Below are 19,505 nucleotides of genomic sequence, written 5' to 3' on the forward strand. Positions count from 1 at the left end.
GTCGGTTGTTACTGCATCGCTACGATGCGGCTGGTCTGCTGAACGGGCTGCGTAGACAGATTCAGTTGTTTGCGGATGCTGCCTTCACTGGATTTCACTTCCAGTTCGTATTCTCCGTCGGCCAGTGCATCTACATTGAACATCATGGCGTGTTTCTCTTCTTTCCGGTTCAGGTGCTGCTGGTACAATACGTGTTTGTCTTTATCTCGCAATAAAACCGTAACCGGCACATTCGCTTTTTTCTGGACGGCTACGCGAATCTGGTGGTTGATCGTCACGTAAGCGCTGGCATCGAAAGACAGGGCTTTGTTAGGGGTGGTTGGGTTGATAATGGTCGAAGCACTTAACAACAGAGAAGCGGCAACTTTGGTCATCAATGGTAACATGGTCGTATGTGTTTAGTGGTTTGTATGAGTTGTTTACTGAGTTGATCACCTTAATCCAAAGCCCGTGCCAACGAAATCAACAACTGATTATCAATAACTTAACTCTAGTGCCAATTCATAAAGTTGTCCGCAACTGGACAAGTGTTGTTCAATTGCGGACAAAAAAAGGGGTGATAAGATTAGCGTAGCCCGGGTGGAACCTGCGAGCTTTAATCGAAAATCGCGGGTTTCTACCCGGGCTACTTTATACACGCGACTCATTCATTCACTGGCAATCGGTCTGCTCCTGGCTATTCATCTAACAGATCGTTCATCTCAACCGCTTCTTTTGTCAGTCTATCCGCTTCTGCATGGCTTCGACCTCTCAACGATTTACCTTCGTTGCATCAAATCCACCCATAAGATCCAATTGCGAAAACAACAAACCAATGAAACGTCTGCTCAAACATCTGCTCCCGAAACCTGGCCGCTCCGTAAAGCGTCGGCTCCTGACCAGGCGCCACCAGGCCTGGTGGGGTCATGAATAATTTTAAATACCCATCCACGCCATCCACTATCCGGAGGTTTAACACCCTCGGGTTATTGAAAAAGCCGCTCAACTCAGGTTAAGCGGCTTTTTCAATACTTTCGCTCATCAAACTTATTCTCTATTTAGCAGTGAACCGTTTGACGTCGACCGGTCGGGTCGACCCATCGACGGTCCAGTCAAAAACGGGGTATTGACCGGTTTCAGTTAAGGTAAATGTGGTGGCTTTTGCCGTCACATGCGGTTGGCGACCGTAGTCATGAACCTGTAACTGGTAATTGCCCGGCGACAAATGAACCGAAAACGTACCGTCGGGCAGTGGGCTGGTCGAAGAAATGGTTTTCTGATCGCGTATTATATCGATAGCAAACCGATTGAACTGGCAGGGCTGATTGTCGTACGTGTTAGTCTGGCAGCGCAATTGGCCAGCCACCCGAAACGTGCGCGACAGCGGGATTGTTTTGGTAACCGATTTGCCGACACTAATGCTTTCATGATACAGTACCGGATCGCCCAGCCGGTTTGCGCTAATGGCCGAAATCTTATAATCGCCCGGTGGAATGTGCCTGTATGTAATATTTCCCTTCGCGTTTGTCATCAGGGTATTTTCGTTGATGGTAACCAGCAGGCTATCCATCCACCCTTCCTCCGTGTCTTTTATTCCATTTCCGTTGGTATCTTCAAAAAATCTCAACTGCAGTTGACCCCGATGCTTCGACTTGAGTGAGTTTAAGCGTTTGACCACTTCCATGCGGTATAAACTGTACGACAATTCGGGACGAGCGCTATAAGGCGTTCCATTACCCGTAAGCTGGATCGACAGTCCTGGCGATGGATCGCACTGAACGCGCCCGACAGTGATGTAGCGAGCCTGGTCGGAGGTGCCATCGTACAGGTAATTCAGCCCAATCGATCCAAAAAGCTTTCTGTTGAAGAAGGCAAAGTCCAGAGTCGGCGTGAGCGACGCGGTCATCATTTTATCCGATTGAATATTCCGAAGGTCGAATAGGTAGTACGGTCCTTTCTGGAAATAACCCCAGAAGCTGAAAGGACCCGCAATGATGGTCGATACGATTCGCTGACTTAACTGTCCGGAACCTCCCGCTCCTGTCGATCGGTCATGGAATAAGCCAACATCATAACTAAATTCGATGTGCTGCCCGCTCCGGAGATGATAGGCCAGGGAGGGTGCTATCCGATACGCATCGGCTCGCTGGCTGGCTGAATTAGCCATATCACTCTGAGAAAACCAATACGGTCGAAGACCGAGCGAAAGCTGATTGATCCGATGGTTTACGCTTAGCTCAGCCACGGTGTTACTGAACTTGTTCCGCGTATAATCAACGGCCGATGAGAACGTTACCCGGTCATAGCCCATGTGATTGACCCTGGCGACCAGCGACGTGTAAGCCGATGGTTGCCAGAATAACTGGCTATACACCAACGAAGCGCCCCGCTGCAGCCCTGAATAAACCGGATTGCTGAAATACGAGCGTAACTGCCAGTTTAGCTTGGGGCTTTGATAGGCATAGTTTAGCTGTCCCGCCCAGCCGAATCGTCGTGCACGGTCGGCTCCCTGACTGGCAAATTCAACACTTTGACTACCCAGCAGTTGCAGGGAATGACGCTCCGACTGGTCGTAGCGAAAGGAAGCAAAATTCAGATAACCCTCCCGCATTGTATTGGTCTGGGTAAAATAATTGCTACTGACCGACCAGCTTCCTCCCGGCAACGACGGCATCTGCCGGTCATAACGAACCGAAAAAATATTACCCGTCCAGATATTATCGTAAGGGCTGAACCAGTTCGGATTTGCGTTGATGGCCCAAACGGTCAGTTGCCGGTCGGGCTGGCCAATGTTTACCTTCAGGCCTCGGCCGAACAGGGCCAGCTCATGGTAATCGTACGAGGTTCCCAGTCGCACCATAGCCCGGTTGGTACGCAAAGAAACAAACGAGTTCTGAAGCTGCTGAAAATGATCGGAGCCGTAGTTGAGGTAGTTGAGATGAAACTCCAGTTGGGCTTTTCCAATCGAATCGCTCCCCCACACCCGCACCTCCCGGGCCCACTGGTTGGTACTTAACCAGGTCAGCGCGGCACTGGCCCCGTAGCCACCGGGTGTGTTCATGTTCGTTTCCAGAAATCGCTTGTTCGCCACTGCCACGACCAGTTTATAAGCCATTGTCCCGACGAGGGTCTTCTGATCATCCAGCACATTTACAATCAACTGATAAGGTTGTCGCGTCGACCAGTTGTGTAGTGGATCTACCTCAAACGTTATGGTTGTATCCTGACCTGCCAGTAGTTTAATGGGTAGCGGAAAAGCCGATCGATCCAGGCCTTCGGGCAACGACCGAATGTCGATAGTAAAATGCCCAGCCCGGTTGCGATTGTGTACGAAACGTAGCGGCAAACGAGCCGATTGAGTCGGGTCTAGTAAAACAACTGTTTCTTCCAGCGAATATAGCGTTACCGCTGACTTCATTTTCCCCTTAATCAAAACCAGACAGGACAGCTCCTGCAGAATATGACCTGCCTGGTCGGCTATACGGATGGTCATCTTTTCTTCTGGCGAGTTCGCCTGATTGTTCACCAGCCCTTTTATGGGGACCATTGTTACCTGGCCTGGTATCAACTCAATATGCTCCGGAAGAGCTGACAGCAATTGGGCGCATGTCGGCAGTTGTACGAACAGATCGATCTGCTGCTTTTGCTGGCTGTTATTCGCTATTGTCAGCCGGCTGGTAAATGTCTTCCCGACCGCTGTCACAATAGAATCCTGTGCTATTTTGAGCTGAATCGGCTGGGCAGACAGATGGCTTACGTATATAGTAAATATACCTATATATACCAGGCATTTAATTGTACGATACATTTTAACAAAGTATTGTCTTTTGAGCGTCTGAACAAACTAGAAACGATCGCTATGGAGAATTATCTTTCTACAATATTACTATTTGCTTGTCAGTATTTTAAACACAACCGCTTGATAACAAATGCATTACTACCGAATAGTAAATATCATGAAAATATAAAGGACTGTAAATGAGTGCTTGTTACCAAAAAATATATTTAACAAATCATACTATAATTTAGTTAACGCAAATCCGCTTTGCGTAAAAAATAAATTTCTATAATCTTTGTAGTGAAAGTACTTAACCAATGTTTAACTGTAATTGCTTAAAACAATCAATCAAATGAGAAAAATTGCCAAAATTTTCATCACTGCTGCCATTGCCCTTGTTCTTGGTCTAAGCACCAAACCTGCTCAGGCTCAACTTACCAGTGGTAATGCGGTAGTAACCGTAACTGTACTCGACGTACTAGCTCTGGTGGTAGCCGTACCCGCCGTACCACTAGGCATTGGCACCATCACCGAGTTCCAGAACGGATCTAATTTTGTCGCTCCGGCCCAGCTGACCGCCAGTAGCAACCGGCCTTATGATATCAAGGTCAAATCTGATGGTGACTTGCAGGGTTTACTAACGGCAGCGGGCAGCAGTATTCCCATCAACAACATTATGGTACAGGCGGCTCCAACGCTTACGACAAGCTACACCTCGGCGCTGAACCTGTCGACTGCCGACCAGGCCATCATCGCCAATGCACCGGCAGCTATGCTAAAGATTTATGACGTAAAGTACTCGACCGTCACGAATAACAACGCTTTCTATGTCAAAGGCGGAGCGTACATGGCTACGTTAACTTATTCAATATCAGCTCATTAACCAAACAGCATGACAAAACTACTTCTTTCCCCAATTGGGCGGGCAGGGGTTTTGGCGCTAATCCTGTGCCTGACAGATATGTTATTCTGTCAGGCGCAGATTGGCTTTCAGGTATCGCCCGCAAAATTGTATTTTACCCAACGGGGAACCGCCGAGCAAACACTTCGCCTGCATCTGAAAAACCCAATGGACACGCGCCTGATCCTGCAGGCTACCTGCGCTGACTGGCGTCGGGATTCGACAGGCGACAAAGTCTATTATCCATCTGGCACCCTGCCGACGTCCAGTTGCTCTTTATTTAAAATTACCCCGAGTCTGATTGAACTGGCACCGGGCGAAGAGCGGGATGTGTTAGTGACATTGACGACTGGTTCATCAAACAAACTCAATTTCATTCGTAACGGCATGTTGCTCCTGACCCAGTCGAATGAACAGGAAGTGGCACGCCTGAAAGGAGCGTCGCAGTTCATTGTAAAAGCGCAAATTGGCGTACACGTATACGTTCTTCCGGAAGAAACGCCCCAGGCGGATATCGCCATTACAGGCCTGGATGTAGCGAAGGCTGGAGAACAGTACCAGGTTAAAGTACAGGTCAATAACACTGGCGGAACGTTACTGGAAAGCGAACTCCGGCTGGAGTATCTGAATCTGGAAACAATGGAGGAGGTAAAAACTGCGGCAGTTCCGGTAAATACCATGCCGAAGGATGCTTATAAGGTCACCGCGGCAGTTCCAGCTAACCTATCGGCAGGCAAATACCTTATTGTGGCGGTTCTCGACAGCGGGCCGAGTCAGGCGCTCAAGGTAGCAGAGCTGGAAGCTAATTTAAAATGAAGTCTGTCAAGATCCTATTTGGCCTGATCGCCATACTCCTCTGGGGATCAGCCGCTCTGGCTCAGCCTTATATACCGGACGAACTACTGGCAGAAGCCACGGCTCCCAGCGCACTTGGCATTACTATCCTGAGTAATCCGGGGCTGAGTATCAGCAGCATCAGTGATTACCAGAATGGAGTGTCGATCAACCACAATACCCTGCAGTTAAGCGTTTCTGTTGGGCTTGGCTGGTCATTACAAGTTCGGGCAACCGACGATCTGCGGTATCAGAATCAGTCGATACCGGTTTCATCGATTGCTATGCAGTCGTTAAATCTGGGGAATCGCCCGGAAATTTTTCTTAGTACAACCAATCAGACATTGGCATCCGGCTTAGCCAGTTCGCTGCTCAATATTGTCAACCTGATTCGGTACCGAACCGTGGGCGGAACTGCTTTCCTGAAACCTGCGGGCAATTATACAACAACCTTAATATTCAGCTATACAGCTAATTAATAAATAATTGCGGAACAAACCCAAGTCATACCGAACTGTAAGGAATGGCTTTAATAGCGAGGCCTTCCGGTTAGTGGTTCGTTCCACTCCTAACCGGAAGGCTTTCGTAGGGATCGATTGCCCCGAACGTGGGCATCTGCACCAACGCGGCAAAGTAGACTACTCACTATTTGTTTCGGAGCCTGTTCAGCCTTGCCCTTCCGATAAAAATCACGTCACATCTGTTCAGCTACTAGTACGATCAACCTAGCCGCAGGCAGGAAGGTGATCTGAGCAATGAGGGTTCCCAATAGCCGAGCAATCACCATTAAAACAACCTGCTGCCTGAAAGCAGGCTCTCCATATTTTCCTTCTGTTACTTCATCGGTCAGAATCGATAAATAAGGATCGATAAACAGAAACATCAGGATAGTCGCCAGACCGTTGATGACCGGTGACAGATTACTCGACGTGGTCCTTAGGTCTGGGTTCAGATAGCCGGCATACAATGAGGCTAATACACCTACTGTCAGTACAGCCACCGTAATTATATTGGCGATAAACACTTGCCAGGGTATAGATTTTTTACTCACCAGTTGAGTGAGATTGAGGTAACTAGGTAGTACTGCACTCGATCGAATCAGGCGAAACCCAGCGGGCGACAGGCTGGCCAGCAACAGCTTAGGCATCGACTTATGCTCGCTGAAATGCACCACAGCATAGGAAAACAATCGCTGGAATACCGGAATCAGAAGCGCACCGACAAGGGTAGCGAGGGAGGTCATCCACAAAATCCACTGAAACTGCTCAATCGGATTAGGCTGATGATGGGTAATTGCCTTCTCAACTAGGTTTGCCAGAATAGGCGCCTGAAAGCCATTCGATAGCCTCGACACCAATACCAGCACATTGAACAATGCAAACGAAACAGCTATTTTCTTCGTGCGTATGCCGACAATGCGCACCGAATAAGACAGCGTACTGATCAGGTTGATCAGGAAGGTTAAAACCAGGACCCAAACGACAGGCACCGTCATTGGCAAGTGGGTTTATGTGAAACTGAGTACTGTCTTCTGAGACGAAATTATTGCTTGTCAATGAGTCTCATGACAAACTCACGTTTCAGGTCAAGGGGTAAGCTGCTGACGGATAGCTCATAAATAGTCACATAACCAATTGCCAATAGGCTCATCGAAAGAAATTATCAGGCGGCCTGTTTTAGGTATCAGTCATACCTGCGGCTTAGGCTATAGGGTTATCTCCATCTGAATATTGGCCCGTTTGTACGGCGAAGGCGGACCGATAACCCGCTGAAAACCCAACTTATGGTACAAGCTGATGGCAGGTTTCAGAATCGTATTACTCTCCAGATATACCGTGCCAGCCCCGAGTTCTTTTGCCTTACGCAAACTAGCCTGGCCCAGTAACCAGCCAACGTGTTTTCCCTGCGCTTTTGGCGAAACAGCCATTTTGGCCAGCTCATACCGGGTTTCATTTATTTTGATCAACGCGCAGGTCCCGACAGGTTCGCCTTCGTACAAAGCCATCAGAATCGCGCCACCCGGCTGAATAATTTTCTCGTTCGGATAGTCGAGCGCCAGATTATCCGACTCTTCCAGCACGAAGTAAGTAGTGATCCATTCGTGGTTGAGCCGACGGAAGGCATCGTGGTATTCCTCCGTATAGTCAACGATTTGTACCTGTTGTCGTTCTCGCAATTTACGAGTTTGGTTTACCCGATCGAAAAGGCCCTGTTGATCAAGCAGGTAGTCGAGCTCATCCAGGCTTTTCCAAAGGTCATACTGCATGTGCGCCAGCAGATCATCCATTGTTTTACCCACATCAGCCACTTGCTCCAGCAAAGCAGGAAGATGCTGCCGCGCTTTTTCGGATAAAGTGATGATAGTTTTGCGGCCATCTTCGGGCGCTTTACTGATAGTAATGAACGCCTGCCGGTTCATCTCTTTAACGATCTGGCTCACCGATGCCTGCGAGTGGCCAATCTCTTCAGCCAGTTGCGCAACCGACTGACCATCTTCCTGCGTCAGTGCGAACACAACGGGGAACCAGCGCGGTTCCATTTTCACGCCATACAGCGAATAAATCCTGGCCGCTTCCTGCATTAACCGCTCGTTCAACTGCCGAAAGCGACTTCCCAGCGCCATAGGCCCTATTTTCTGATAAAAGCCCATCTATATCATCATTTATATAAGTACTTATGCAAATGTACACTACTTTTCTGTTTTCAGGTTGTAGCCAGATTAGATTTCTATAAAATAATAAAGCCGCTTTCGTAAAAGCGGCTCAGACTCATCTATAGGCAACAGGACCCTCAGATCCTGGAAGAAATGCATGTTACTGTCTAGAAAAGATTCTTGATATCGATGCGCCGATGCATCTGCTCTTCGTCTCGGAAGGGTAACATCACCCGTACCTGGCCATGCTCATGCACCGCTTCGATATGATCAGCGTCTACAAAAGACGGGATATCCAGAACCCGCAGGAACATGGGTACCGCTAACCGTTGGCTACTGCCTTCATCCTGCTGAACGGAGGTACTGACCAACAATGTATAGAGAACGAGTTTACTGCCCTCGACTAGCACATTGAATGAATTGGCCTTGACACCGGGGGCCGAAAGGGTAATAACCAGGTGTTCATCTTCACGCTCGACGTCCATACGGGTTTGAGTCGAACCACCATAGAGCGTGTTCAGCAAATCGATCTGACCGCCTGTTCCCTTAAACACATTTTCTATCGCTTTCATAATGGTGTTATTTACTGTTCAAGTACTATATTATAGACAAACGTCGTGCCTAAAGGATTAATGGCCTTCTCTACGCCAGGTTGTCAGGAACTGAGGATTTATTTTAGCCAGATAATGCCGTTTTGGCACCATATTCCACTTTTTTAGGTATCTTTTAACGTAACCCCCCCTTATCTACGAAAAAACAGCAGTGTTGCGATTTATGGGCTGTGTGTGGCTAGGTTTCTACACATCACCACAATAAACGCATTGCCAAAAGCTGCATATCATGCCGTATCTTTGTGAAACCATGCATATCAGAATTGGAACACGCAGCAGCCGGTTAGCCGTCTGGCAAGCGGAACACATAAAAACTCTGCTCGAGCGGGGTGGGCTGACCTCGGAGCTGGTATTTATCGAAACCAAAGGAGACCTCGTGCTCGACCGCTCTCTGGCAAAAATTGGCAGTAAAGGTGTTTTTACACAGGAACTGGAAGACCAGCTCCGGACAGGTACGATCGATATAGCTGTTCACAGCGCCAAAGATCTTCCTTCGAACATGCCAGCCGATCTTAGCATTATCGCCTTTACCGAACGGGAACAGGCCAACGATGTACTGGTTAGCCGAAATAAAACCCTTTCGTTAACCGGTGGAAAAGCCTTTCGGATCGGTACTTCCTCCACGCGTCGGGTAGCCCTGCTCAAACACTTCTGCCCGCATCTGACGACGGTCGATATGCGCGGCAATCTGCAAACTCGCCTTCGCAAACTCGACGAAGGGCAGTGCGATGCACTGTTACTGGCTTATGCGGGCGTTCACCGGATGGGCTACGATGATCTGATCGTGGCGCATTTGCCGACCGATGAGTTTACACCCGCTGTCGGCCAGGGGAGTATCGCGATCGAGATTGCTACGGCTTCGTTGGATACCCACGTACGCGAAGCGATTGTCCGGCTGGTCGATCATGAGCCGACAGCGGCCTGTCTGCGGGCCGAACGTGCGTTTTTGGCGCGGCTGGAAGGCGGCTGCAGCATACCGTCTTTTGCGCTGGCGCAATGGACCAGCGACCAGACGATTACCCTGACGGGCGGCCTGGTTAGTCTCGACGGTAGTCAGTTACTGCGCGAAACGGTCGCAGGGACGCCCGAAGAAGCATCTACCATTGGTCACTCACTGGCCGAACGTATTTTGGAACGCGGAGGTGACCAACTCTTACAAACTATTCGCGAACTATTATGACCATCGTAATTGCTTCGTCTGATGCCGATATCCGGCGGGCGATACCGGCTATGCTGGCGCTTCGGTCGCATCTGACACCTGAAGAGGCTTTTGAGCGTATTCGTTTTCAGCAGGCCAACGACGGATTCGTACTGGCATTCGTGGATCCCGGCAATGCGTCGGAACCCGCGCCTGCCGCCGTCGGCTATCGGTATTTAAATCTGTTATACAGCGGCAAAACTCTCTACATCGACGATCTGTCGACTCTGCCCGAAGCCCGGGGCAAAGGATGCGCCAGCGCCTTGCTCGATTTTGTGATCGATCAGGCACGGCAGGCCGGTTGCCAATGTGTTTCGCTCGATTCAGGCCAAAATCCGGCGCGTTACGATGCCCACCGATTATACCTGAACAAACGATTCAACATTACCAGTCATCATTTTAAGCTGGACTTGTAATCGCGTTACGATTCAGTAATTTGCGTTTGTATTGCCTCCAAAGACTGCTGTTGATCTGCCTTTATGAATCTGTTTCGAATTAGTTGGAGTAATCTGAGAGACAAGCCCCTGAGCAGTTTCCTGAGCGGATTACTGATGACCTTTGGGATTACGATTATTTCGCTGCTGTTGTTGCTCAATAAGCAACTGGACGACCAGTTTCGCAAGAATATTCGGGGCATCGATATGGTTCTGGGAGCCAAAGGAAGCCCACTGCAACTCATTCTTTCCAGTATTTATCAGATCGATTCGCCGACGGGCAATATTCCACTTGACGAAGCGGAGCGGCTGACGCGCAATCCGATGATCAAAACAGCTATTCCGCTGGCCATAGGCGATAATTATCGGTCTTTTCGGATTGTCGGTACCAACAAAAAATACCTGGATCATTTCGGCGCGACCGTAGCCGAAGGCAAACTATTTCAACAAAACCTGGAAACGGTGATTGGCCCGCGCGTAGCCGCCATCACGGGTCTGAAAATTGGCGATACGTTTGCCAGTTCACACGGTCTCGATGAAGCGGGCGAAGAACATGCCGATTCGAAGTATAAGGTTGTCGGAATCCTGAGCCCGACCAACACGGTCACGGACCAGCTCATTCTAACCCCGGTATCGAGCGTCTGGGCTATTCACGATCATGGACACGAAGAACACCATGAGGAAAGTGAACACAAAGACGGAGAAGCGCACGAAGAAGGTCATGAAGAAGCTCCCCGTGAGATCACGAGCATGCTCATTAAATTCCGGAATCCGCTGGGTATGATGCTCGCGCGGGGCATCAACAGCAATTCGAAGCTTCAGGCCGCACTGCCCAATATTGAAGTCAACCGGCTGTTTTCGCTCCTGGGCGTCGGTGTCGAAACGTTGCGGGGGCTGGCCATCGTGATTATGCTGATCTCAGGCATCAGCGTCTTCGTTTCGCTTTACAACTCGCTGAAAGAACGACGCTACGAAATGGCCCTCATGCTCTCTATGGGCGCAACAAGAGCGCAGTTATTCGGTATGCTGCTCCTGGAAGGGTTGGTATTGGCTCTGATCGGCTTCGTACTGGGGATTCTTTTGAGCCGTATTGGCTTATGGCTTTTTTCGAGCAGTGTCTCGTCGGAGTACCACTATAATTTAGCCGCGTTCGGTATATTGCCTGAAGAATGGGCATTGCTGGGGGTTGCACTTCTGGTCGGTTTTCTGGCCTCTGCCCTACCGGCCCTGGGCGTATATCGGATGAACATCTCGCGTACGCTGGCGGAAGAATAAAAAAGATATATGAAGTAGAATGTAGAATGTATGCACGGCTTCATACATTCTACATTCTACTTCATATATCATACATCTCCTCTCATCCTACTACGTTATAAATGACCACGGGTTCGGCCTTATTTTTCAGGCTCACTTCACCAATCCGTTCGCAAGTGAACGATTCGGCGATCTGCCGCTGGGCCGATTCGACAATAACAATCTGGCCCGCCTGGGCTACCGATTGTAGCCGTTGGGCAACGTTGACGGCATCGCCAATCACGGTATAATCTAACCGACGGAGCGTTGTCGAACCGATATTACCCGATACCATTTCGCCGGTGTTGATACCAATGGCTACCTGTGGCCTGTAGTTAGGATGATTCGGCAGATGGTCTTCCAGGCTATCGATCTGGGCACGTACTCCCAGAGCAGCTTCGATGGCACGATCAAGGTGATATTCGCCCCGGAAGACCGCCATAATGGCATCGCCCATGAATTTGTCGACGTGTCCACCCTGCGCAATAATTTCTTTGACCATCACATCGAAATAGCGGTTGATCAGCTTGACGATCGTATCGGCCGATTCCCGTTCGGAGAGAGCCGTAAATCCGCAGATGTCGATAAATAATACCGTGGCCTCCACTGCTTCACTGGCCGAGAGGGCCGTTTCGAATTCAGACTGGCTCATGAACGTCAGTACCGACTCATCGACGTACATCTTCAGGATGTTGTTCTCTTTGATCGCCTGTACGGTTTTGCGTAGCTGTGTGACGTATTCCATGGTTTTCTGCATGGTCAGCTCCAGGTCTTCAAAATTGACGGGCTTCATGACAAAATCGAAGGCCCCCCGGTTCATGGCCGTGCGGATATTGTCCATATCGCCATAAGCCGACACGATGACCGCTTTGAGCATGGGGTTATTCTCGTGAAGCTTCACCAGCAGCGTTAGCCCATCCATGCCTGGCATATTGATGTCGGTAAGCACCATATCGGTGTCTGGATGCTCCAGTAAGGTCTCCAGAGCCGCAACGCCGTCGGTGGCAAACACAAACTCGTACTGTTTTTCCCGAATCTGCCGCCTGAATTTCTGTTTGATCAGCAGTTCCAGGTCTGTTTCATCGTCGACCACTAATATTTTGGCCTTCATACCAGATCGTGAAGTTTTTGCTTGAGAACCGTGAAATCAAGCGGTTTCGTTAAGAAGTCGTTGGCGCCCAGATCAACGGCCTGTTGTTGGGAGTCAGGATCGCCGTAGGCCGTAATCATCATAACTACCGGCGGGGGTTCTGAATTGAAATCCTGCCGAATGTGGCGCAGTAACTCAAACCCGCTCATGCCCGGCATATTGATGTCGGACAGGATCAGGATAACCTCCGAGGTATGGCCAGCCAGATAGGTCAGGGCTTCTTCACCCGAGTTGGCAAAGTCCAATTCAAATTCTGCGTTACGAATTTCCCGACGGAACCGCTGGAGAAACAGATCTTTTACGTCGACTTCATCATCGACGACTAGTATCTTCATCATAATGTAGCAATGAGTCAAAGATAAGCAATTTGCCGTACCCGCCGGGGACAGACGAGCTCATTTCTGGCCAACTGCGCCGGGCGGAGTGAGGTAGCGGGCCAGGAACCGGTAGATCTCCTCGCGTGACTCGCGGGCCAGCTTCGTATCGAGCCGGTTGAAACTGTGTCCACCCGGAGCATCCTGATAGATCTTGTACTCAAACTTTTTCTCGTGCGCTTTCAGAGCGTTGATCAGCGATTCGACTTCCAGCACATTGACGTCTTCATCGTTGGTATTCGTGTGAATGAGCAGTGGCGTTTTCAGCTTCTGGGCATTCCAGACCGGCGACCGCCGACGGTATTCCGCTACATTGTCGGACGGGTCTTTTCCGATGTGTGTAGCGGCCGAAAATATAGTTCGATACGACTGGGGTTTGTAGCCCAACCGAGCAATGATGTCCGAAACCGGTACACCAGCGTAGGCTACCTTGTACTCGTCGGGATGATCGAAAATATTCATCAGCGAAATCATACCACCGTGACTCCAGCCGATAATACCGACCCGATCGGCATCGGCCTGGGGCAGATTTTCAACAGCCCAGCGCTTTCCGGCCAGCACATCGTCGTTCTCAAAATCGCCATAATCGATCTGGTTGTAGAAGGTTCCGCCGTACCCTGCGCTCCCTCGGTATTCGGGTGCCAGCACCAGGTAACCCTGCTCCATCAATTCACGGACGATGTGCGCATACAGTGTACTGAAGTCACCGTGAATACCATCGTGTACGAAAATGAGCAACGGCAATTTTTTGGCCGACGCAAACTTCTTCGCGACGAAGGTATACGCAGGAATCACGACAGGATTAGTAGCTCCCTGCCCGGTTGGGTTACGGACCACATGCGGAGGTTTACTGGCGTACCGTACTTTATCGATGTTAGCCACGTCACCCAGTTTCTGATACCAGAGCAAATCGTCGATGCTCTTCGCCAGCCCCTGATCAGAAAAGCGATTATTTTCTTCCAGCATGCGGACCCGCTCGCTCAGGTCGGGCGATGCAGTTGGTGTTGCGGGTACGGGAAGTGCTGTCTGGGCGTACGTTACCGCCTGAATGAACGAAAAATAAATGAGTAGACCGAGTTTGTACATGTAGTTTATTGATTGAGTGATTGGTCGAAGAAGATACGAGGTGACCTTTCGAGCGCAGAGGTAAAATACAAACTTTGGTCCTTTAGCCCGACTGTTCTCTACGATTATTGAAACAATCCGGTTCTAAAATCCAGTGCGGGCGTCTGTCGGCTAACCTTTCGACAGTGCAGGAGGACGTCAGGCCAGCAGCGGAGACGTTGGGCGAAAACAACTAACTGCCGGCCCGGCTTGCCCAGAGGAATTATTAAGCGGGTAAGGTTACGACAAATGTGGTCCCTTTCCCTTCTTCGCTCTCTACCCGAAGCGTACCATTATGTCCTTTTGTGATGGTGTCGTATGCCAGCGACAAGCCCAGTCCGGTTCCTTCGCCGGTTGGCTTGGTGGTAAAGAAAGGCTGGAAAATCTTTTGTTTGACTGTTTCCGGAATACCGGTTCCGTTGTCGCGGACGGTAATTTCTACCTGTTCATCGATACAGCGCGTACTGACTGACACGGTCGGACTATAATCGGCGCCCGATTGTTTCTGGCGCTGCTGTACGGCGTAAAAAGCATTGGTAAACAGGTTGAGCAAAACCCGGCCTACATCCTGTGCCACGACACTGATCTGCCCCAGCGACTTATCGAAATCCGTTGTCAGCGTAGCATTAAAACTTTTGTCTTTGGCCCGTAACCCATGATACGCCAGCCGTAGGTATTCGTCGCAAAGCGCATTTATGTCGGTGGGTTCGCGTTGCCCGGTGCTGGCACGGGAGTGCTGCAGCATTCCTTTGACAATCGACGACGCCCGCCCGCCATGATGGGTAATTTTCTGAAGATTTTGTTTGAGGTCAGCCAGAATTTCGGCCTCCAGTTCGGGATCGCGCTCTTCTCTGGACTGCTCTTCGCTCAACTCATCGATCAGTTCGATGCTAACCTCCGAGAAATTATTAACAAAGTTGAGTGGGTTCTGTATCTCGTGGGCGATTCCGGCCGTAAGCTCACCGAGCGAAGCCATTTTTTCGCTATGAATCAGCTGGTTCTGCGTCGCTTTCAGCTCCGTTAGGGTTTGCTCAAGTTCGTCTTTCTGGCGGGTAATTTCAGCCGTTCGTTCGGCCACCAGGTATTCCAGTTCGTTCTTCTTCTCCTCAATGACGCGCCGTTGTTCAGCTTCCTGCTCCCGTCGTTGCTGTTCCTTCAGCAGCCCCTTTTTCTGATTCGATGCGATGATCACAAAAGTGATCATCCAGATTACCGAAAACGTGGCGGCCGAGCTGAAATAGTCTTCGTTATGTTTGAAGAAAGTTGGGGCCACATGCTCGAACACATCGCTGAGAATACCGACGATCGTGTAGGGCGTTATGGCCAGGAGCAAAGTACGACCTGGCCGGAAACTGTGCAGCAGCCAGACCGTATAGGCAATAGCAGCATAGCCAATGAGCCAGTACCAGACAAGCCAGGGCCGCGGAAAGACCTGCCCCAATCCCATCAGGATAAAGCCCGTGAGCCATACCTGCTGCAGATATCGGTCCCAGCCCGGCAGCCGTGTCGGCGTCTCCAGAAATTTCCGAATGTAACGAATTGAGAAAAAGGCGATAAAAACCGCTACGACCGATTCACCATCTAACCAGCTCATACGTTTTGTTCATTAGCAAGGACCGACCGCTGTGCAATGACTTCGTTCTGCCGCCGAATCCGCCCGGACAAACTCCGGACGATACTCCGCAAAACCTCGCCCCGCTCTTCCATCAAATCGTAGAAATCGTCCTGATCGATGCGAAGCAGACGTACATCCGTTATGGCTTCTACCGTGGCCGAGCGGGCTTCCGTATCCAGCAGCGCCAGCTCTCCGAAGAAATCTCCGCGACTAAAGCGGGCCAGTTCGGTGCTCCCGTCGAGAATAGCTACTTCCCCCGTATAGATCACGTACATACCGGTGCCGAGATCTCCTTTCGAAAAGATCGTTTCTCCGGCAGCATGCGCTTCTTCTTTCATAATGGGTGTAATGCTGGCCAGTACATTCTCGGGCGTCTGCGCAAACAGGCTGGCGTGTGCCAGCAACAGCACACGGTCGTAAGCCGAAATCTGATCCGCCGAATGATTCATAAGCAGTGGTGATAAGGTAGAAAAACGAGACGCTAACGACTGATGAGCTACCACCGCTTCCTGGGGCGGCAGGCTCCTCAGCACCACACTCACCGTCCAGGCCGAAAATACGGTTTCCCCCATTCGGAGAATAAACCCCCGAATGGGCTCCGGGTCGGCAAACGGACCAAGTTCGGTGTCGAGAATACGATTTTTTTCGTCAAGAGGCAAATCATCGACCAATATCTGCAAGGTCTGGTAAGTAGCTCTGGGGATCAGATTGTCGAGCATTTCGAGCGCATTGGCCCGGCGCTCACGGGCCGGGTGGTCGACCCCCATCCGAGCACCCGCAATCGTTTCGGAGTCGTAAAGCTGCGCCAGAATGTCGAATAATCGCTGACGAAGTACGGTTAACTCATAAGCCAGCGTATCGGCCAGATCCGGATCGGTCACACTACCGTGAAGGAGCCGCTGAGCCAGCCGGATTTCTTCGTACATCAGCTTTTGAAAGAGCGCATCATCGGCAGGTTCGTCGGGAAACCGACGTAAGGCCCGCAGCGCCGTTGCCCGAACCTGCACGTCAGGCTGCTGCGCCAGTCGATTCAGCAAATGCCGACTCGCGGGTGTAGCAACGGAGCCACAAATGGCCGCAATCCGTTCGCGTTTCAGCCGACTATCGGTTGTTTTCAGTTCATGATCCAATACCGGAATAATGTCGGCCCCGCGTGATTTCAAAGCCTGCATAACCGCCCGTCCGATGGTTTCATCCGTAAGTTTATCCAGTAAATACCGCGTCAGTTCAGCGTCCGATAGCCGACCTGCGGCAGCAATGGCGGCTTTTACAACATCGGTATGCATACTCGCCAGCCGGTGTTTTACCGAAGGTGAGAATTCGTTCAACCGCAGAGTTTCGATCAGATGTAACGCTATTTTCTGCTGCTCCGGGCGGTCGCTGTCCGCTAGTTGCGTCAACGCCTGACGGGCTCTGGCATCGTGCGGATTCAATTCAAGGACGCCGTTGATCGCACCCTGCCGAATATGCAGGTCTGTGTGATTCAGCAAAGGTGCCAGTTCTGCGGGCTCGATGGTAATCTGCCGCCCAACCAGATAAGCAGCCTGCTGACGCAACCGGGCCTCGTTGTCGGTTAGGGCGATATGCATCAGCTGGCGGGTCGGTACGGGTTGGTTGACCCGCGTGATACTCGCCAGTGTCTGCCGGCGGATCGTGGCGTCAGGATGTGCCAGTAAAGCAGGAAGTTGCTGAGCCAGCGTTGCTGGAGAGTGGGCAGCCAGCCAGCCAATAGCGGTTAAGACCTCCTCGGATTTATGGCTCTGCAACTGTTTGACGAGAACAGCCTCGGCCGCCGTAGGAATAGGCAGTTGATCCTGCTCCAGAAACCGTCTACCAATGGCATCATTCAGTTCATGCAGATACCGCTGATACGTTTGCCGGAGCAGCCAGATGGCTCCGGCCAACGCCCCGATCCATACCAACGGTACCCACGAATCGAGAGTGGCATGCAGAACGAAGATTAGAAAACCGGCTACTCCCAGTCCAATAGGTTCGTAAAGCCCTTTGACCAGCGTATGCCCCTTGAGCCGCTGGGGCGGCAACAATGGCTGAAACAACACCAGAAATACGGGATCGAACAATGCCCGACGAAGCACCTCGAACACCAGATAAAGCCCGCAGAAATACACCAGCAGAACAGTCTCGTCGGCAACGAACCGATTTAGGAACGTCAGACCGGCCAGAGCCACGAGGGCAACCCAGGGCAACACCAGCAATGATCGCTGAATACCGAACCGATCGAGTACCTGCCTCGACAGTAGAAGTTTCACCAGCATGGCTACCCCGTAGGTAAGCGCGAGCACATAGCTGACGTAGCGAATTACATCCGTCTGGTCGTGAAACCGATGCTTTACGTTGATGAAAAAATTATACTCGATTTCGGTACCGACGGCGGCCAGAGCAGCCAGACTTACGCACATGTAAAACACCAGCTCGCTACCGCCAAATCGTTGTCCAATCAGCCGTGATGGCTCGCGTCGGGCCAGCCGGGGTGGGAGGTGCGGAGCATGAACATCGTGCGATTGAATCGTCAGGCGAAGCACATATAAAGCCGCCAGAAACGTACCGAAAGCGACCAATAGTAACCGCAGCACGTCAGCGTGTGCATGCACCAGAGCTGCCAGAATAGCCCCTAACGCTTTGGCTGGCATGTCGCCCGAGCTAATCACCCCAAACAACCGTTTGCTCTGCCGCGTATCGAACACCACCGCCGACACCCCCCAAAATTCGAGGTTTGTCAGCAAATAAATGATCCGGTAGCCGGCCATAATCGCCACCGCAGCCGCCACCGAATGACCCACCACCACCAGCACGCCCACGATTAGTGTCATAACCACCACGGCCAGCAGTACCCGCACTGCCAGGCTATGCAGCACTAAATGGTGTTCGAAATAGGCATACAATCGACCCGTAACAATCATAGCCATCGCCGAAGCGACGTACGCAATGGGCAAACTCGATTCAGGATGATTTTCCAGCAGAATGGCATTGGCCGCTACGTAGATCAGGATCGTACCAATACCCAGCAAAAAATTATGAATAAAAAATAATCCTACCGTTCGGGCTTCATCCGGTCGGATACCCAGTAATCGGTACCACCGCGGTGTTGAGGAAGAAGGTTGATAAGCAGGAGAAGCACCAACGGTCATAAGCAAGTTCGCGACACGATTTATGGTCAAATATACGCACCGGCAGCGCAGAAGCCGATAATCAGCGCCGGAATATGGTGCCTGACCCGTGGGCTCATCTGTTGTCAGTGACGTGCTTATTCAGCAAAAGAATTTCTGTTTACGTACCTGACGAGGCATTTAACGGCTATAAGGCCACGCTATATCAATACCTTGTTCCGATCTTGCTACGCAGTCGGCTCGCTTTTTAAATTTTGCCCGGCTCATCAGGGCTGGCCAGTGGCTTCTTCAAAAAGTCATACGCAGTGGTTAGTAAGCGGTCGGGGATCTTGTATTAATTATAACTCCGGTCCAGTTTGCCAACTAATCCGGGGTTTATGCTGTTGTAAAGCTAAGCGCGTTATTACCAGAAGAAAATAGCATAAAAAACAGGCCCGTTTGCAGTAAACTGTT

General features: G+C 50.7%; 16 protein-coding genes. 6 read left to right on the forward strand and 10 right to left on the reverse strand.

The window, feature by feature from the left end; all coding sequences use genetic code 11:
- Positions 1-8: 8 nt before the first annotated feature.
- Both ACYVC2_RS02250 and ACYVC2_RS02255 read right to left on the reverse strand, forming a co-directional pair.
- On the reverse strand, positions 9-386 hold the full coding sequence (locus ACYVC2_RS02250; protein ID WP_461100650.1) for a hypothetical protein: 378 nt from the start codon (positions 384-386) through the stop codon (positions 9-11).
- Between the two features lie 647 nt (positions 387-1,033).
- Positions 1,034-3,787, reverse strand: a complete 2,754-nt coding sequence (locus tag ACYVC2_RS02255; RefSeq protein WP_461100651.1) for a hypothetical protein — start codon at positions 3,785-3,787, stop codon at positions 1,034-1,036.
- 322 nt (positions 3,788-4,109) lie between these two features.
- On the opposite strand from ACYVC2_RS02255, the gene ACYVC2_RS02260 reads away from it, so the two are divergent.
- From ACYVC2_RS02260 to ACYVC2_RS02270, 3 genes are read left to right on the forward strand one after another with little or no spacing between them, the layout of a single operon-like run.
- The gene (locus tag ACYVC2_RS02260) at positions 4,110-4,640 is read left to right on the forward strand and encodes a hypothetical protein (RefSeq protein WP_461100652.1); all 531 of its coding nucleotides are present in this window, start codon (positions 4,110-4,112) and stop codon (positions 4,638-4,640) included.
- A gap of 9 nt (positions 4,641-4,649) precedes the next feature.
- Complete coding sequence (locus tag ACYVC2_RS02265) at positions 4,650-5,474, forward strand: fimbrial biogenesis chaperone (protein ID WP_461100653.1); 825 nt, start codon at positions 4,650-4,652, stop codon at positions 5,472-5,474.
- The gene (locus tag ACYVC2_RS02270; RefSeq protein ID WP_461100654.1) at positions 5,471-5,971 is read left to right on the forward strand and encodes a hypothetical protein; all 501 of its coding nucleotides are present in this window, start codon (positions 5,471-5,473) and stop codon (positions 5,969-5,971) included. The genes ACYVC2_RS02265 and ACYVC2_RS02270 overlap by 4 nt, the downstream gene beginning before the upstream one ends.
- 215 nt (positions 5,972-6,186) lie before the next feature.
- Here ACYVC2_RS02270 and ACYVC2_RS02275 read toward each other — a convergent pair whose 3' ends face one another.
- The 3 genes from ACYVC2_RS02275 to ACYVC2_RS02285 all read right to left on the reverse strand — a co-directional run bounded on the left by ACYVC2_RS02275 (position 6,187) and on the right by ACYVC2_RS02285 (position 8,717).
- On the reverse strand, positions 6,187-6,987 hold the full coding sequence (locus tag ACYVC2_RS02275; RefSeq protein ID WP_461100655.1) for a lipid II flippase Amj family protein: 801 nt from the start codon (positions 6,985-6,987) through the stop codon (positions 6,187-6,189).
- 210 nt (positions 6,988-7,197) lie between these two features.
- Positions 7,198-8,142 carry a bifunctional helix-turn-helix transcriptional regulator/GNAT family N-acetyltransferase gene (locus tag ACYVC2_RS02280; protein WP_461100656.1) on the reverse strand — a complete coding sequence of 315 codons (945 nt, stop codon included), beginning with the start codon at positions 8,140-8,142 and terminating at the stop codon, positions 7,198-7,200.
- A gap of 170 nt (positions 8,143-8,312) precedes the next feature.
- Positions 8,313-8,717 (reverse strand): Hsp20/alpha crystallin family protein, encoded by a 405-nt coding sequence (locus ACYVC2_RS02285; RefSeq protein WP_461100657.1) that lies wholly within the window; start codon positions 8,715-8,717, stop codon positions 8,313-8,315.
- Positions 8,718-9,006: 289 nt separating this feature from the next.
- Here ACYVC2_RS02285 and hemC point away from each other — a divergent pair, with 289 nt between their 5' ends.
- The 3 genes from hemC (at position 9,007) to ACYVC2_RS02300 (ending at position 11,663) form a co-directional block, all read left to right on the forward strand.
- Positions 9,007-9,936: a hydroxymethylbilane synthase gene (hemC, locus tag ACYVC2_RS02290; protein ID WP_461100658.1), complete on the forward strand. Its 930-nt coding sequence runs from the start codon at positions 9,007-9,009 to the stop codon at positions 9,934-9,936.
- Positions 9,933-10,370, forward strand: coding sequence for a GNAT family N-acetyltransferase (locus ACYVC2_RS02295; RefSeq protein ID WP_461100659.1), 438 nt, complete (start codon positions 9,933-9,935; stop codon positions 10,368-10,370). The genes hemC and ACYVC2_RS02295 overlap by 4 nt, the downstream gene beginning before the upstream one ends.
- Before the next feature lie 63 nt (positions 10,371-10,433).
- Positions 10,434-11,663, forward strand: coding sequence for an ABC transporter permease (locus ACYVC2_RS02300; protein ID WP_461100660.1), 1,230 nt, complete (start codon positions 10,434-10,436; stop codon positions 11,661-11,663).
- 82 nt (positions 11,664-11,745) lie between these two features.
- Here ACYVC2_RS02300 and ACYVC2_RS02305 read toward each other — a convergent pair whose 3' ends face one another.
- The 5 genes from ACYVC2_RS02305 to ACYVC2_RS02325 form a co-directional block, all read right to left on the reverse strand.
- A complete protein-coding gene (locus ACYVC2_RS02305) occupies positions 11,746-12,792 on the reverse strand; it encodes an adenylate/guanylate cyclase domain-containing protein (protein ID WP_461100661.1) in 1,047 nt (348 codons plus the stop codon).
- A complete protein-coding gene (locus ACYVC2_RS02310; RefSeq protein WP_461100662.1) occupies positions 12,789-13,169 on the reverse strand; it encodes a response regulator in 381 nt (126 codons plus the stop codon). The genes ACYVC2_RS02305 and ACYVC2_RS02310 overlap by 4 nt, the downstream gene beginning before the upstream one ends.
- Before the next feature lie 57 nt (positions 13,170-13,226).
- Positions 13,227-14,291 (reverse strand): alpha/beta hydrolase family protein, encoded by a 1,065-nt coding sequence (locus ACYVC2_RS02315; RefSeq protein WP_461100663.1) that lies wholly within the window; start codon positions 14,289-14,291, stop codon positions 13,227-13,229.
- A 244-nt stretch (positions 14,292-14,535) separates the two neighbouring features.
- Positions 14,536-15,903 (reverse strand): ATP-binding protein, encoded by a 1,368-nt coding sequence (locus ACYVC2_RS02320; RefSeq protein ID WP_461100664.1) that lies wholly within the window; start codon positions 15,901-15,903, stop codon positions 14,536-14,538.
- Complete coding sequence (locus ACYVC2_RS02325; RefSeq protein ID WP_461100665.1) at positions 15,900-19,073, reverse strand: cyclic nucleotide-binding domain-containing protein; 3,174 nt, start codon at positions 19,071-19,073, stop codon at positions 15,900-15,902. Before ACYVC2_RS02325 ends, ACYVC2_RS02320 begins: the two co-directional genes overlap by 4 nt.
- Positions 19,074-19,505 lie beyond the last annotated feature (432 nt).

The organism is Spirosoma koreense (assembly GCF_054777875.1).